Here is a 15365-nt window from a genome sequence, read left to right on the forward strand (position 1 = left end):
ATCTGTGTATGGACTACGCCCGCCGACGGAACGTTCCGTCGACGGGCGCAGGAGGGTCGTAAACCAGTCAGGTCGGTGAAAGTTCCGGTCCGGTGGGGGGTGTGCCCCCGTTTTCAGTGGATGATCCCCGTCCGCAGGGCGACCGCCACCATCCCGGCGCGGTCGCCCGTGCCGAGCTTGCGGGCGATGCGGGCGAGGTGGCTCTTGACGGTCAGCGCGGACAGGCCCATGGAGACGCCGATGGCCTTGTTCGACTGGCCCTCGGCGACGAGTCGGAGCACCTCGACCTCTCGGCCGGAGAGCTCGCGGTAGCCGCCCGGGTGGCTCGGGGCACCCGGGGGGCGGCGGTGCATACGGGCGGCGGCCGAGCCGATCGGCGCGACACCGGGTCGGGTGGGGAGCCCGACGTTCGTACGGGTGCCGGTGACGACATAGCCCTTGACGCCGCCCGCGAGGGCGTTGCGCACGGCGCCGATGTCGTCGGCGGCGGAGAGGGCGAGGCCGTTGGGCCAGCCGGCGGCTCGGGTCTCGGACAGCAGGGTGAGCCCGCTGCCGTCGGGCAGGTGGACGTCGGCGACACAGATGTCGCGCGGGTTGCCGATTCGGGGACGGGCCTCCGCGACGGACGACGCCTCGATGACGTCGCGCACTCCGAGCGCCCAGAGGTGGCGGGTGACGGTGGATCGGACCCGTGGGTCGGCCACGACCACCATGGCGGTCGGCTTGTTCGGGCGGTAGGCGACCAGGCTTGCGGGCTGCTCGAGGAGAACGGACACCAGGCCTCCTGGGGGTGCGGGACGGGGACCGGCTGTGGGGATGAAGCCGGGGCGAACCGTGCTTTCAAGGTCACAGACGTCTTCGGCATCAAACCCGTCCGCCTTTAGAGAATGATCACGATTTGGTGAGTAACAATCCGTGCAATTCGGACACGCGATCGATCATCCGAAGATCAAACCGAGTCGTTCCATGTCGCGACACGGCTGAAAGTGGCCGTATCGACAAAACCTCGGCAAGGAACTCGGCAAAGGGCGCGGCGTTCCGTGAGGTCGAAAAGGGCGCCCGTTCGACATGACACGGGCGCCCCGGAAGACGGAGAAGCGAAAGAAGGGCGTTCAGCGGGACTGCGGCCCCCGGCGCTGCGGGAGGGTCACCACCGAGCCGTCGCCCGGCCCCGCCGGGGGCAGGCCCGCGATCTGGCAGAGCAGATCGCACCAGGCGGCGAGGTGCGCGGCCGTGTCCGGTACGCCGCCCAGGCCCTCGCGAGGCGTCCAGGAGGCCCGGATCTCGATCTGGGACGCGGCGGGGCGCTCGGACAGCCCCCCGAAGTAGTGCGAGCTCGCCCGGGTGACGGTGCCGCTCGGTTCGCCGTACGACAGACCGCGGGCCTGCAACGCGCCGGTCAGCCACGACCAGGAGACGTCGGGGAGCAGCGGGTCGGCCGCCATCTCCGGCTCCAGCTCCGCGCGCACCAGCGTCACCAGCCGGAAGGAGCCCTGCCAGGCGTCGTGCCCCGCCGGGTCGTGCAACAGGATGAGCCGGCCGTCCGCCAGGTCCTCGTCGTCGGCGACGACCGCGGCCTCCAACGCGTACGCGTAGGGGGCCAGGCGCTGTGGTGGGCGCGTCGGGTCGATCTCGATCTCGGGCCGCAGCCGCGCGGCCCTCAGTGCGTCGACGGCAGCCCGGAAGGGTGGCGGAGCCGTCTCCCTCGCATCCCGGTCCCCCTCCTTGGCATCGTCCATTTCGCCAGCGCCGTCCGACAGTCGTCCCTGAGCCGCAGCCATGCGGGGAAGATTAAGGGGAACGGAGCCCGCGCGCAGGGAGAGACACCCGTGCGCCGGACCACTGTCCGGATCGTGCCGCGCGAAAGCGCAGGCGGGAGCGGATCGCTCCGGGCGCCGGAGCCCGGCACTTGCGGGTCGGCGGGGCATGCGAGACTTTCCGTCGTGAGTGCCAATGACCGCCCCGCCGCGGGCCAGCCGCCGACAGCCACGTACGAGTCCGCCTTCCTCAAGGCGTGCAGGCGCGAGCCCGTGCCGCACACGCCCGTGTGGTTCATGCGGCAGGCCGGTCGCTCGCTGCCCGAGTACCTCAAGGTGCGCGAGGGCATTCCCATGCTGGACTCCTGCATGCGGCCCGAGCTGGTCGCCGAGATCACCCTCCAGCCGGTGCGCCGGCACAACGTGGACGCGGCGATCTACTACAGCGACATCGTCGTCCCGCTGAAGGCCATCGGCATCGACCTCGACATCAAGCCGGGCGTCGGCCCGGTCGTCGCGAACCCGATCCGCACCCGCGCCGACCTGGCCCAGCTGCGCGATCTGACCCCCGAGGACGTCTGGTACGTCACCGAGGCGATCAAGCTCCTGACGGCCGAGCTCGGCGAGACCCCGCTCATCGGTTTCGCGGGCGCGCCCTTCACCCTCGCGAGTTACCTCGTGGAGGGCGGCCCGTCCAAGAACCACGAGCACACCAAGGCGCTCATGTACGGCGACCCGCAGCTGTGGGCCGACCTGATCGACCGTCTCGCCGAGATCACCTCCGCTTTCCTGAAGGTGCAGATCGAGGCGGGCGCCAGTGCCGTCCAGCTCTTCGACTCCTGGGTCGGCGCCCTGGCACCCGCCGACTACCGCCGTTCGGTGCTGCCCGCGTCCGCGAAGGTCTTCGACTCCGTGGCCGCGTACGGCGTTCCGCGCATCCACTTCGGCGTCGGCACCGGCGAGCTGCTCGGCCTCATGGGCGAGGCGGGCGCGGACGTCGTCGGCGTCGACTGGCGCGTCCCGCTCGACGAGGCCGCGCGCCGTGTCGGTCCCGGCAAGGCGCTCCAGGGCAACCTCGACCCCGCCGTCCTTTTCTCTACCACCGAGGCCGTGGAAGCCAAGACCCGCGAGGTGCTGGACGCCGCCGCCGGTCTGGAGGGCCATGTCTTCAACCTCGGCCACGGCGTCATGCCGAGCATCGACCCGGACGCGCTGACCCGTCTCGTGGAGTACGTCCACCAGCAGACCGAGCGCTGACCTCCTACGGGGGACGGCGCACGCCTCGACGCCGCCCTCCTCACCAGCCGTGCCGCGCCTGTCTGCCGAACAGCAGGCTGCGCGGTTCCGGTGGTGGCGGGGTGCCCGGGCGCAGCGGCCAGGCCAGCAGCATCCCCACGAGGAAGCCGACCACGTGGGCCTCGTACGCCACGGTTCCGGCGGTGGAGACGCCGCCGCCGGACGAGTACACCGCCTGCAACGCGAACCAGAAGCCCAGCACCAGCCACGCGGGCAGGCGCAGCGGCAGGAAGACCAGGAACGGGACGAGCACCCAGACCCTGACCCTCGGATAGAGCACCAGATAGGCGCCGAGGACTCCGGCGATCGCTCCGGAAGCGCCGATCAGCGGGTCGGCCGAGTCGGCGTTGAGGTACGCGAAGCCGTACGCGGCCGCGTAACCGCACGCCACGTAGAACACCGAGAACCGCACATGTCCGAGGCGGTCCTCGATGTTGTTGCCGAAGATCAGCAGGAAGAGCATGTTGCCGAGCAGATGCAGCCAGCTGCCGTGCAGGAACATCGCGGTGAGGACCGAGAGCGGCGGCGACTTGTCGTACGTCGGCGGGCCCACCAGGCACCCGGGGCCTCCTGACCCGACGCCGACGCCGACGTCGCCGGTCGGGACCAGGCGGGGCAGTTGGTGGTGGACCAACTCCTGCGGCACCGCGGCGTAGTGCTCCAGGAACGCGTGCAGATGGCACAGCTGGGAGAGCCCGCTGTCACCCGCCACCGATCCCGCGAGGCCGGGCGTGTAGAGGAACACCAGAACATTGGCGGCGATCAGCGCATACGTCACATAGGGCGTGCGGCGCACCGGGTTCACGTCATGGACGGGGATGACCACGAGGAACTAGTGCCCGGGATACGCCGGGTGAATCCGTGAACGTCCCCGCCCTCGCATCCGTATGTCTCCTCAACCGCCCGCACCGCGACGAAGACGCGACGCGAGAGACGTGAGGACACAGGCGATGAACGACCGAGTTACTCCTCCGATGCATGCCCTGCCCGACGGCGAGGCGGAAATCGCCCTGGTGCTGCACCTCCCCTGGGAGGACGTCGCCGCGCTCGGCCAGGAGGCCGGACGGCTCGCGGCGCGGATGCAGCGGCCGGTGACCCTCGACGAGGCCGTGAGCCACCGACTGCGCTCCGCGCGGTCGGCCGCCCACGCCAAGCCGCCGACGACGCAGCCCGCGGCCGTCACCGCCTCGGCGTCGGTGTCCTCGCTGCCGGCGCGGCCGCCGGCCGAGCAGGCGCGGCAGGCGATAGACCGGATCAATGGGAATGCGGGGCACGAATCGGCGTAGGCGCGCAGCGGTGGAGTGTTGACTGCGGGTGCGTTGTGGCTGGTCGCGCCCACGCGGCGGAGCCGCATATGTCACAGCCCCGCGCCCCTTCGGGGCGCTCCACTTACGCGGCGTTTTTACGTACCGCCGTCACCGCCTTGCGTGCCGCCACCAGGATGGGGTCCCACACCGGTGAGAACGGGGGCGCGTAGCCCAGGTCCAGGGATGTCATCTGTTCCACCGTCATGCCCGCGGTCAGCGCGACCGCGGCGATGTCGACCCGCTTCGCCGCGCCTTCCCCGCCGACGATCTGCACGCCGAGCAGCCGCCCCGTGCGGCGCTCGGCGAGCATCTTCACCGTCATGAGGTCCGCGTCCGGGTAGTAACCCGCGCGACTGGTCGACTCGATGGTGACGGCCTCGAACCGCAGGCCCGCCCGGTGCGCGTCCTTCTCGCGCAGTCCGGTGCGGGCGATCTCCAGATCGCAGACCTTGCTCACGGCCGTACCGACGACACCGGGGAAGGTCGCGTACCCGCCGGCCACGTTGGAGCCGATGACCTGGCCGTGCTTGTTGGCGTGCGTGCCCAGCGCGATGTGCCGTTCGCGTCCCGAGATCAGGTCCAGCACCTCGACGCAGTCGCCGCCGGCCCAGATGTTCTCGTGTCCGCGCACCCGCATCGCCAGGTCGGTGAGCAGCCCGCCGTGGTCGCCGAGGGGGAGTCCCGCGGCCCGTGCGAGCGTGGTCTCGGGGCGTACGCCGATGCCGAGTACGACCACGTCCGCCGGGTACTCCGCGTCCTCGGTGGCCACCGCGCGGACCCGGCCCGCGTCCCCGGTGAGGAACTTGGTGATCTCGGCGTCGTTGACCATGGTGACGCCGAGGTTCTCCATGGCCGTGTGCACCAGGCGGCCCATGTCCGGGTCGAGGGTGGACATCGGCTCCTTGCCGCGGTTGACGACCGTCACCTCGTACCCGCGGTTGATGAGCGCCTCGGCCATCTCCACGCCGATGTAGCCCGCGCCGACGACCACCGCGCGACGGCCCTCGGTCGTCGCCAGTGTGTCCAGGAGGGCCTGGCCGTCGTCCAGGGTCTGCACGCCGTGCACGCCCGGAGCGTCGACGCCCGGCAGGTCGGGGCGGATCGGACGGGCGCCGGTCGCGATCACGAGTTTGTCGTACGAGGTCCACTCCTCGGCCCCGGTCTCGAGGTCGAGCGATCGGACGCGGCCCCCGGCGACATCGATCTCCGTGACCTCGGTGCGCATCCGCAGGTCGATCGCGCGCTCCCGGTGTTCCGCCGGGCTCCGGGCGATCAGCCGGTCCCGCTCGGGGACGTCGCCGCCCACCCAGTACGGGATGCCGCAGGCCGAGTAGGAGCTGAAGTGACCGCGTTCGAACGCCACGATCTCCAGCTCGTCGGGCCCGCGCATCCGGCGTGCCTGTGACGCGGCGGACATGCCCGCCGCGTCACCCCCGATCACGACCAGTCGCTCCGTACGGCTCATGCTCATGCGAACACGCTACGGGGACCGGGCATTTCAGTCCTCGTCGCCACCCTCTTCGCGCACCGGCGGTGCCACCGGCAGCGAACCCGCGCTCGCGGGAGCCGCTTCGGCCCCGGGCCGGCGCGGCCGCCCCGCGCGGGCGAGCCGCAGCCACAGCGCCAGGAGGAGCCCGGCGCTCAGCAGGAACGGGAGCACCACGCCGAACACCACGGCGATCCAGCGCAGCATCGTGACGAACGCGTCCCAGCCGCCCGTCAGCGCGTCCACGAAGCCCGGCGTGTCGGACTTCTTCGCGGCCGCCTTCAGCGGGGTCTCGGAGAGGGAGAGCGTGATGGTGGCCAGGCTGGTGCGGTCCTTCAGGGACGCCTGCTGGGCGAGCAGGGCGTCGAGGTCCGCTTCACGGGTGCTCAACTCCCCTTCCAGGGCGACCACATCGCTCAGCTTGGTGGCCTGGTCCATCAGCTCGCGGACCCGGGCCACGCTGACGCGCTGCGACTTGACGCGGCTCTCCACGTCGACGACCTGGTCGGTGACGTCCTCCGCCTTCGCCGTCCGCTCGACGACCTTCCCGGTGCCTTCCAGGGAGGAGAGCACCGCGTCGTAGCGGTCGGTGGGCACACGCAGTACGGCTCGGGTGCGCTCGCGGCCCCCGCCGTCCCGGGTGGTCGTCTCGTTGCCGACGTAGCCGCCCGCGTCGACGGCCGCGGTGCGGGCGGCGTCCAGCGCCTTGGGCACATCCTTGACCTGCAGGGTCAGCGAGGCGGTGCGGATGATGTGGCTGCCGGTCGGCACGGATGTGCCGGTGGCCTTGGACGGGCTGGTGGACTTCGCGCCGCCCGCGCCCGAGGCGACGCTGCCCGCCGCGTCCGAGCGGGCGTTCTCGGCGCCCGGCGCGGCCGCCTTGTCGGCGCTGGAGGCGGAGCCACCGTCGGCTGCGCCGCAGCCCGTCACCGCGAGGGCGGCGGCGAGGACCATCCCGGCGACAACCGGGCCGGTTCGTGCGGAACGTCGTGTGTGCATGTGGGCGTACCCCCGTGGCTGGTGACTGCTGACCCTCCTTCGACGCCGGAGCAGGGCACGACGTTGGCCGGATCCGATCGCGATGCGGTCACGGTCGGGACTCGCGCAGGACACCGCCGTACCGGACGACGGCTCCGGGTCCCGGCGGGCCTGTCAGCGGGGTCTGAGAAGGTGGAGGCATGCGCGCACAGGACAGTCGTACGGGTACGGGACAGGTCGTCGTCATCGGGGGCGGCATCGCCGGTCTGGCCGCCGCCCACCGCCTGCTGGGCCGCGGCGCGCGGGTGACCGTCCTGGAGGCGTCGGACCGCGTCGGCGGCAAGCTGCTGCCCGGCGAGATCGCGGGCGCTCGGGTCGACCTCGGCGCCGAGTCGATGCTCGCCCGCCGCCCGGAAGCGGTCGCGCTCGCCCGCGAGGTGGGCCTCGCCGACCGCCTCCAGCCGCCCGCCACCGCGACCGCCTCCCTGTGGACGCGCGGCGCGCTGCGCCCGATGCCCAAGGGCCACGTCATGGGCGTGCCCGGCACGGCCACCGCCCTCTCCGGAGTCCTCTCCGACGAGGGCCTGGCCCGCATCGAGCGCGACGCCGAGCTGCCCCGCACGGAAGTCGGCGACGACGTGGCCGTGGGGGAGTACGTGGCGGCACGCCTCGGCCGCGAGGTCGTCGACCGCCTGGTCGAGCCCCTCCTGGGCGGCGTCTACGCGGGCGACGCGTACCGCATCTCGATGCGGCTGGCCGTCCCCCAGCTGTTCGCCGCCGTCCGCACCCATGTCTCCCTGACCGAGGCGGTCCGCGAGATCCAGGCGAAGGCGGCCGCGGCCCAGCAGACCGGACCGGTGTTCATGGGCATCGAGGGCGGAGTGGGCCAACTCCCGCTCGCGGTCGCGCGGTCGGTGCGCGCGCGGGGCGGCGAGATCCTCACCGGCACCACGGTGACGGAGCTGCGCCGCGCCGAGGACGGCGGCTGGCGGGTGGTGGCCGGGGGACGCGTCCTGCACGCGGACGGGGTCGTCGTCGCGGTGCCCGCAGGCGCGGCCGCCGCCCTGCTGAGGGCCGAGGCGCCCGCGGCGGCCACCGAGCTGGCCGGTGTCGAGTACGCCTCCATGGCGCTGGTGACGCTCGCCTACCGGCGTGCGGACATCAGGCTCCCCGAAGGGAGCGGTTTCCTGGTGCCGCCGGTGGACGGCCACACCATCAAGGCATCCACCTTCGCCTCCCGGAAGTGGGGCTGGATCGCCGAGGAGAACCCCGACCTGCTCGTCCTGCGCACCTCCGTCGGGCGGTACGGCGAGACGGAGGTGCTGGGCCGCGACGACGCCGACCTCGTGGACGTCTCCCGGCACGACCTGCGCGAGGCCACCGGCCTGGCCGCCGAGCCCGTGGCGACCCGGGTGACCCGGTGGGACGACGGCCTGCCGCAGTACCCGGTCGGGCACCACACGCGTGTGGCCCGCGTCCGCGAGCACGTGGCCAAGCTCCCGGGGCTCGCCGTCTGCGGCGCGGCGTACGACGGGGTCGGCATCCCCGCGTGCGTCGCGAGCGCGTACGCCGCCGTGGACCAGCTCGGCGGCGACCGCGCCGGACTGGACGAGCTGAGGGCGAACCCGGTGCAGAGCCTGCACGGCGGAGCGGGAGAATAGCCTCATGAGTGACGACGCCCCCACCACCGAGTCCGGCAGGGTCCCGAACAAGGGCAAGCTGGCTAAGGACCTCAACGAGGTCATCCGCTACACCCTGTGGTCCGTGTTCAAGCTGAAGGACGTGCTGCCCGAGGACCGCGCCGGCTTCGCCGACGAGGTCCAGGAGCTCTTCGACCAGCTCGCCGCGAAGGACGTCACCGTCCGCGGCACCTACGACGTGTCGGGGCTGCGCGCCGACGCCGACCTGATGATCTGGTGGCACGCCGAGACCAGCGACCAGCTCCAGGAGGCGTACAACCTCTTCCGCCGCACCAGGCTGGGCCGCGCCCTGGAGCCGGTCTGGTCGAACATGGCGCTGCACCGCCCCGCCGAGTTCAACCGCTCGCACATCCCGGCGTTCCTCGCCGACGAGACGCCGCGCAACTATGTGAGCGTCTACCCCTTCGTGCGCTCCTACGACTGGTACCTGCTGCCCGACGAGGACCGCCGCCGTATGCTCGCCGACCACGGCAAGATGGCCCGCGGCTACCCGGACGTGCGCGCCAACACGGTCGCCTCGTTCTCCCTCGGCGACTACGAGTGGATGCTCGCGTTCGAGGCCGACGAGCTGTACCGCATCGTCGACCTCATGCGCCACCTGCGCGCCTCCGAGGCCCGCATGCACGTCCGCGAGGAGGTCCCGTTCTACACGGGCCGCCGTAAGTCCGTGGCCGAGCTGGTCGCCGGGCTCGCCTGATCAGGGAGCCTGGCGGGTCGTCTTCGCGTCCTCACGGGCCTGCGCGTCGTGCCGGGTGGTCTTGTCACCGCCCGGCGCGGCCGGCTTGGGCTCCGCGTGCGGGGCGCACGCCGTGCGCCGCTTCGGGAGGCGGCCCTCCAGGAGGTACGCGTCCAGGTAGCCGTTGACGCACTTGTTGGGCCCGCCCGCGATCCCGTGCGTCCCGGCGCCGTTCTCGGTCACCAGGACCGAGCCGGACAGCCGCCGCTGGAGCTCCACCGCCCCCTCATAGGGCGTCGCCGCGTCCCGCTGGGCCGCCAGGATCAGGACCGGCGCCAGCGCCCCGGGCAGCGTCCGCACATCGAGGGGCTTCTGCCGCGGCACCGGCCAGTACGCGCACGGCAGGTTCATCCACGCGTTGTCCCAGGTCTCGAACGGTGCCACGCGCGCGAGCCGCGTGTTGTCCCGGTCCCAGGTACGCCAGTCCGTCGGCCAGGCCGCGTCGTTGCACTCCACGGCCGTGTACACCGCGTTGCCGTTCTCCGCCTCGGCCGACGCCTCCGGATGCGGCCCGGCCTGCTGGATCAGCGGCTTCGGGTCGCCCTTCAGATAGGCGGACAGCGCCAGGGCGCGCTGCGGCCAGTAGTCGTCGAAGTACCCCGCCTCCAGGAACGCGCCCTGCAACTGACGCGGCCCCACCTTGCCGCCCGCGGGCGCCGCGGCGAGCCGTGCCCGCGCCTTCTCGTAGTTGCGCAGCACCGCTTGGGGCGTGGTGCCGAGCGCGTACTCCTTGTCGTGCTTGGCGACCCACGCGCGGAAGTCCGCCCAACGGGCCTCGAACGCGACCGACTGGTCGAGGTTGTTCCGGTACCAGATCTGCCGGGGGTCGGGGTTGACCGCCGAGTCGAACACCATCCGGCGTACGTGCGAGGGGAAGAGCGTCGCGTACAGGGCGCCGAAGTACGTGCCGTACGACGCCCCCATGAACGTCAGTTTCCGCTCGCCCAGCGCGGCGCGCAGCACATCGAGGTCGCGGGCGTTGTTGAGCGAGGTGTAGTGGCGGATGCCCTGCCCGGAGCGCTTGAGGCAGCCGCGCGCGTACGCCTGTGCCTCCGCGATGCGCTCCTTCTTGTACGTCTCCGAGGGGTACGTCGGCGACTGCGCGGGCCCCTTCAGAAAGCGCTTCGGGTCCTCGCAGGACAGCGGGGCCGAGCGGTCCACGCCGCGCGGGGCGTAGCCCACGAGGTCGTACGCGGCCGCGACGCGCTTCCACTCGGGGAGGAAGCCGATCAGCGGGAAGTACATGCCGGACGCGCCCGGGCCGCCCGGGTTGTAGACGAGGGAGCCCTGACGCGGCACCTTGTGCTTGGAGTTGCGCAGGTCCTTGCCGGTGGCGCCGGCGCGGCTGACGGTCAGTTTGATCTTCTTGCCGTCGGGTTGCGCGTAGTCCAGCGGCACGGTGACCGTGCCGCAGCGCATCTCGACCGGGAAGTGGTCCCCCTTGGGGCACGCGCCCCAATGGACGCCGGCCTTCGCGGCGCGGGCGGCGGCGACGACGGTGCCGCGCGCCTCGAGGGCGGCCGCGGGGTCCGGCCAGGCCGCCGCACCGCCCGCGGGGGCGGCGACGAGGCCGCTCAGAAGCAAGGACCCGGTGGTTCCGTACAGGACGGCAGCTCTCATCGCGTATCCCCTTCGGCGCACGGCAGCGACAAAAGGGATGTTTGGTTCGTCAGTTGATGAAGTAAAGCACCTGGTGCCGGTGTCGGCCCCAATGACCCCTATGCGCCCCCTCGGGCGCCGTCAGCGCTGCCGCTCGGGGCTTCGGTCGCGGTGCGCGAAGGCCGCGCGCAGCTCCGGCTCGCCGACCGCGCGGACGCCGCGTACGGCGACCGAGGTGAGGTACGTACGGTCGTCGCCGGTGGCGTCGGGGTGCCGGGCGAGGGTGCCGAGCAGCCGCTGTCCGGCCGGGGAGGCCCAGCGCGTGTACGGGTGGACCTCGATGCGGGCGATGGCGAGGCAGCTCACGGTAAGGATGAGCGGCAGCGAGAACCACACGGCGATCGGCACGTCGTTCTCGCTCGCCCGGGACGGGGAGGGCATCAGCACGGCGACGGCGCCGAGCGCGAGGACGGCCGCGGCGGCGGCCTGGACCTGGCGGATGGCGCTCGCGACGGTGGTGCGGGCGCCGTCGGGCACGGCGAGGCCCGCGGCGACGAGACGGTCGGCGAGGCGGCGTACGGAGTCCGCGGCGGCCGTGCTCGCCCGTACGGGCGCTATCCGGGACTGACCCTGCGGACCTATCGCCCCTATCACCGAGCGCTCCATCTCGTCGCGACCGCGCGGGTCCACGACGGTCGCCCAGCCCGTGTGCGCGAGCAGCAGCCGCCGCTGACGGGCCATCGACACCAGGGTCAGATCGGCGACCCGGGCGGGGCCGCCGGACAGGAACGCCGCCTCGTACAGCGTGAGGTGGTGTCCGCGCGCCGCGTCGGCGTCGACCGCCGCCGCGCGCACGGCGGCCAGGCACAGCCGAGTGCAGGAGATACCGGCCGCGGCCCAGGCCAGGAGCAGGAGAAGGACCCAGAACATGGCGTGTTTCTACGCGAGGAGTCCAGGTCGGCGCCACGGTATGCCCACGATATGGACGGAGCGTTGTGGCTCTGTGACGTTCCGGTGGTCACCGAGACGCTCCCCAAGGGGCGCCGCGCGGCTAGCCCTTGGGGCGGGACGCGGCCGGGGGCAGTGGATAGGTCCCGGACGGGGTGACGGGGACGGGGCTGTCCGGGGACTCGGTGGGACCCGGCGGGGCCGGGGAAGCCGTCAGCGGGGGCGGGCTCGCGGTCGCGGCGTCCTGGGCGAGGGCGTCGAAGTCCACGTACCCGGTGGCTTCGAGGACCTTGATGTGGTCGAGCACGGTGGTGTTCGCGTCGTCGGCGAGGTCCCGTACGAGGGAGTTACGGGTGTTCGCGCGGACCTGGGCGACGACGGAGAAGACCTTGCCGTGCGCCCTGCGCAGGATGTTCGCGAACTTCTGGTCGTAGTCCGTGCCGTGCGCGGCGTCGAGCGTGGCCAGCCAGCCGCGCTGCTGGGCGTTGGGCTGGTTCGGGAGTTCGAGTCCGAGCCGTGCGGCGACGTTCCGGACGCGCGCGTCGAGGAACGTGTGGCCCTCGACGAGGTGTGCGCCCGCCGTCTTCACGGCCTGGGTGGTGCCACGCTCCTCGGCCTGCTGGCCGGCGGGCAGCTCCCACAGCCCGGCGAGCCGGACCTTGGTGACGAACTCCCGGTCCAGTGCGGACAGCGGACCGAACCGCGTCGACACGGACTGGGCGTTCAGGGTGTCCAGGCCGGTGCCGGCGCGGTCCGCGTACGACCAGATCGGAAAGATCAGGGCAGCGAGGGTCGCGGTGAGGGCCGCGACGATGAGTCCTGTCCCACTGACCAATCCGGTGCGGTTGATGGATCGCATGGTGCCTCCTGTTGCGGCACCGCACGCTAGTGCGCTACGGGTGCGGGTTGGCATATTACTTCGGGCACTACGCCAACTGCCGTACGAGGAGTAAGGGTTGCCGGGTGGGAGGAAGGCGCCGAATGAGGTGGTTCGACCGGAGTCCAGACCATCAGGAAACCCTGGAAAACGGACGTGGGATCCGGTCGGACGGGGCCCGGTGTTAACCCCGGCACACTCTGCCGGGGCGAGGCACTACGGCGCGCGTAGGAGTCCGCGTCGGCTCCTGCGGTGCGGGCGGGGTCAGCGGCGCAGCAGTACCCGTCGGGTCGCACGGGCCAGCCGGGCCGTGGGCCGCTGCGACGGCGGGGTCGGGCCGGACCGCTCCAGCCACCACGCACGCAGCCGCCGCCGCGTCTCCGCGTCCTCGGGGTGCCCCGCGAGCAGCATGTACTCGGCGAAGTCCAACGCGTCGCGCCGGTACCCACCGCTCATCGGATGCCCTTGCGCGTACGTGAGGAACGCCGGCCGGTACGCGTCCCCGAGGATCTCCGGCAGCTCCGCCGCCACCTTCGCGACGACGTCCGCCCGCTTGGCCGCGAGCGCCCGCGCCTGCACACCCAGCCGTCCCCGGTCGAACCCCTCGGGCACGGGGGTGCCCGCGACGAGCGCGGACAACAGCGCGGCCTGCCCGAGCGCGAGCCGCTGCCGCGTACCCACGGCCACGTCGGCCGCGTGGCTCCCGGCTGCTCCGGGGGTGTCGTTCGCGGGGGCGGCGGCCTCACCGGAGCGCGGGCCCGCCGGGGTTCCGGACGGCGTCACGACCCGTGCCCGCGCCTTCGTCAGGGTGACTCTGATCGCCCCGAGCTCCCTCTCCAGTTCGCCCGGGTCCGGGAAGTTCTCGTCGCGTTCCAGGAGGACCCCCGGTGGGGTCACGCGGGAGGCGAGGTCGGCCAGGATGTCGAGGACCTGCCGGGGGACGGGGTGGGCGTGGCTGTCGTGCCAGACACCGTCCCGTTCGAAGCCGCCGGCGACGTGGACGTAGGCGATGGCCTCGACGGGGAGTTCGTCGAGGGCCTTCGAAGGGTCCTCGGCCCGGTTGACGTGGTTCGTGTGGAGGTTGGCCACGTCGATGAGGAGGCGTACGCCGGTGCGGTCCACCAGGTCGTACAGGAACTGCCCCTCGGTCATCTCCTCCCCGGGCCAGGAGATCAGCGCGGCGATGTTCTCGACCGCGAGCGGGACGGGAAGGGCCTCCTGCGCGATACGGACGTTCTCGCACAGCACGTCGAGGGCGTCCCGGGTGCGGGGGACCGGCAGCAGGTGCCCGGCCTCCAGTGAGGGCGAGGCGGTGAGCGCGCCCCCGGCCCGTACGAACGCGATGTGCTCCGTGACGAGCGGCGAGCCCAGCGCCTCGGCCCGCTCCGCGAGGGCGGTGAGACGGGACTCCTCGGGCCGGTCCGCGCCGCCGAGGCCGAGCGAGACCCCGTGCGGCACCACCGTGATGCCCCGCTCGCGCAGCCGCAGCAGCGACTCGGGAAGATGCCCGGGGCACAGGTTCTCCGCCACGGCCTCGACCCAGTCGATGCCGGGCATGCGCTCCACGGCCTCGGCGATCTCCGGCCGCCACCCGATTCCCGTCCCCAGCCGCCTCGGCTGTGTCATGTCGCCTCCTCCGTCACCGCTCGAACCCCGGCAGCTGCAGCCCTGGCCGCTGTCTCCTCACGACGGACCCGTGTTCCGGCGTGACGGAGTCATGGCCCCGGGAAGCGGGGCCGAACCCATGTCGCCGGACGTTCAGAGCAACATTTGAGGTTCCGCCGACGCCCCGAGGCGCCGGCGGACGCACCGGCTACCGCAGCACGTTGTCCGGATCCGAGGGCTCCGGCCGGGCGGTGTTGACCTGTCCCGGCGGCGCGGGCGACGGACTCGACGTGGCGACGACGCCGTCGGCCGGCTGCACCGGCGGCGCGGAGGGCGCCGTGACGCCGGCGGCCGGCGCCGGGGGACCGGTCGGGCTCGCGGTCGACAGGGCCGCCGTGTCGTTGGCGATGGCGTCGAAGTCGACGCTCCCGGTCTTCTCCAGGATGGTGATGTGGTCCAGCACCGTCTGGTTGGCGTCCGAGGCCAGCTGCCGGACCAGCGTGTTGCGGGTGGAGTTACGGACCGCGCCGATCGCCGGGAAGATCTTGCCGTGCGCGGCTCGCAGCAGGTTCACGAACTTCCGTTCGTATTCTGCTCCCGTCGCCGCGGTCATCTCCTGCAGCCAGCCCTGCTGCTGGGCGTTGGGCTGATTCGGCAGCTCGACATTGAGCTGGGCCGCGATGACCCGTACCCGCTTGTCGAGGTCGGTGTGGCCGACGATCAGGTGATCGCCCACCTCCTTGATCGCCTTGTTGGGGGCCCGCTCGAGCGCCTGCTGTCCCGCCGGCAGTTCCCACAGTCCGGCCAGCCGCACGCGCACGATCAGATCGCGGTCGGCGGCGGACAGGGGCCCCCACTGCGTGTTCACCGTCCCCGCCGCCAGATTCGCCTGCCCCGTGCCGGCGCGGTCGGCGTACGACCACACGGGGAACGCGAGCGCGCCGACAGTGGCGGCGAGCGTCGCGATGACGAAGGCGGAACCATTGATACGCCGCAAAATGAGCCTCCCGGGGGAAACCGACTGGTCGTTGGAAAGCTGTACTTGGCCAGCGACGTGAAATACGTGCGGGGCGCCG

The 15365-nt window shown here is 72.2% G+C and carries 14 protein-coding genes; 4 read left to right on the top strand and 10 right to left on the bottom strand.

What is annotated here, in order from left to right; genetic code table 11:
* Nucleotides 1-113 precede the first annotated feature (113 nt).
* Both OG798_RS38560 and OG798_RS38565 read right to left on the bottom strand, forming a co-directional pair.
* Complete coding sequence (locus OG798_RS38560) at nucleotides 114-776, bottom strand: response regulator transcription factor (protein ID WP_054234007.1); 663 nt, start codon at nucleotides 774-776, stop codon at nucleotides 114-116.
* 336 nt (nucleotides 777-1112) lie between these two features.
* A complete protein-coding gene (locus OG798_RS38565; protein ID WP_177324192.1) occupies nucleotides 1113-1739 on the bottom strand; it encodes a DUF3000 domain-containing protein in 627 nt (208 codons plus the stop codon).
* A gap of 204 nt (nucleotides 1740-1943) precedes the next feature.
* Between OG798_RS38565 and hemE the strand changes: the two genes are divergently transcribed.
* Nucleotides 1944-3014 carry a uroporphyrinogen decarboxylase gene (hemE, locus tag OG798_RS38570; protein WP_121414762.1) on the top strand — a complete coding sequence of 357 codons (1071 nt, stop codon included), beginning with the start codon at nucleotides 1944-1946 and terminating at the stop codon, nucleotides 3012-3014.
* Between the two features lie 40 nt (nucleotides 3015-3054).
* Here hemE and OG798_RS38575 read toward each other — a convergent pair whose 3' ends face one another.
* A complete protein-coding gene (locus tag OG798_RS38575) occupies nucleotides 3055-3879 on the bottom strand; it encodes a rhomboid family intramembrane serine protease (protein ID WP_267063038.1) in 825 nt (274 codons plus the stop codon).
* Between the two features lie 124 nt (nucleotides 3880-4003).
* On the opposite strand from OG798_RS38575, the gene OG798_RS38580 reads away from it, so the two are divergent.
* Nucleotides 4004-4339: a hypothetical protein gene (locus OG798_RS38580; RefSeq protein ID WP_082417462.1), complete on the top strand. Its 336-nt coding sequence runs from the start codon at nucleotides 4004-4006 to the stop codon at nucleotides 4337-4339.
* 103 nt (nucleotides 4340-4442) lie between these two features.
* On the opposite strand, the gene OG798_RS38585 is transcribed toward OG798_RS38580, so the two are convergent.
* Nucleotides 4443-5831, bottom strand: coding sequence for an FAD-dependent oxidoreductase (locus OG798_RS38585; RefSeq protein ID WP_328758459.1), 1389 nt, complete (start codon nucleotides 5829-5831; stop codon nucleotides 4443-4445).
* 27 nt (nucleotides 5832-5858) lie between these two features.
* A complete protein-coding gene (locus OG798_RS38590) occupies nucleotides 5859-6845 on the bottom strand; it encodes a DUF4349 domain-containing protein (RefSeq protein ID WP_121414759.1) in 987 nt (328 codons plus the stop codon).
* Nucleotides 6846-7024: 179 nt separating this feature from the next.
* On the opposite strand from OG798_RS38590, the gene hemG reads away from it, so the two are divergent.
* Together hemG and hemQ are read left to right on the top strand one after the other, a co-directional pair.
* The gene (hemG, locus tag OG798_RS38595; protein ID WP_328758461.1) at nucleotides 7025-8485 is read left to right on the top strand and encodes a protoporphyrinogen oxidase; all 1461 of its coding nucleotides are present in this window, start codon (nucleotides 7025-7027) and stop codon (nucleotides 8483-8485) included.
* Between the two features lie 4 nt (nucleotides 8486-8489).
* Nucleotides 8490-9221, top strand: coding sequence for a hydrogen peroxide-dependent heme synthase (gene hemQ, locus OG798_RS38600; RefSeq protein WP_054233999.1), 732 nt, complete (start codon nucleotides 8490-8492; stop codon nucleotides 9219-9221).
* Here hemQ and OG798_RS38605 read toward each other — a convergent pair whose 3' ends face one another.
* The 5 genes from OG798_RS38605 to OG798_RS38625 all read right to left on the bottom strand — a co-directional run bounded on the left by OG798_RS38605 (nucleotide 9222) and on the right by OG798_RS38625 (nucleotide 15286).
* Nucleotides 9222-10880: an alpha/beta hydrolase gene (locus OG798_RS38605; protein ID WP_121414758.1), complete on the bottom strand. Its 1659-nt coding sequence runs from the start codon at nucleotides 10878-10880 to the stop codon at nucleotides 9222-9224.
* Between the two features lie 120 nt (nucleotides 10881-11000).
* Nucleotides 11001-11789: a TIGR04222 domain-containing membrane protein gene (locus OG798_RS38610; RefSeq protein WP_095852103.1), complete on the bottom strand. Its 789-nt coding sequence runs from the start codon at nucleotides 11787-11789 to the stop codon at nucleotides 11001-11003.
* Nucleotides 11790-11910: 121 nt separating this feature from the next.
* Nucleotides 11911-12666 (bottom strand): DUF4142 domain-containing protein, encoded by a 756-nt coding sequence (locus tag OG798_RS38615; protein WP_095852102.1) that lies wholly within the window; start codon nucleotides 12664-12666, stop codon nucleotides 11911-11913.
* Between the two features lie 282 nt (nucleotides 12667-12948).
* The gene (locus OG798_RS38620) at nucleotides 12949-14310 is read right to left on the bottom strand and encodes a DUF692 domain-containing protein (RefSeq protein ID WP_267063039.1); all 1362 of its coding nucleotides are present in this window, start codon (nucleotides 14308-14310) and stop codon (nucleotides 12949-12951) included.
* 187 nt (nucleotides 14311-14497) lie between these two features.
* A complete protein-coding gene (locus OG798_RS38625) occupies nucleotides 14498-15286 on the bottom strand; it encodes a DUF4142 domain-containing protein (protein WP_179436408.1) in 789 nt (262 codons plus the stop codon).
* Nucleotides 15287-15365: the final 79 nt, after the last annotated feature.

The sequence above is a fragment of the Streptomyces sp. NBC_00271 genome, assembly GCF_036178845.1.
Lineage (GTDB): Bacteria > Actinomycetota > Actinomycetes > Streptomycetales > Streptomycetaceae > Streptomyces.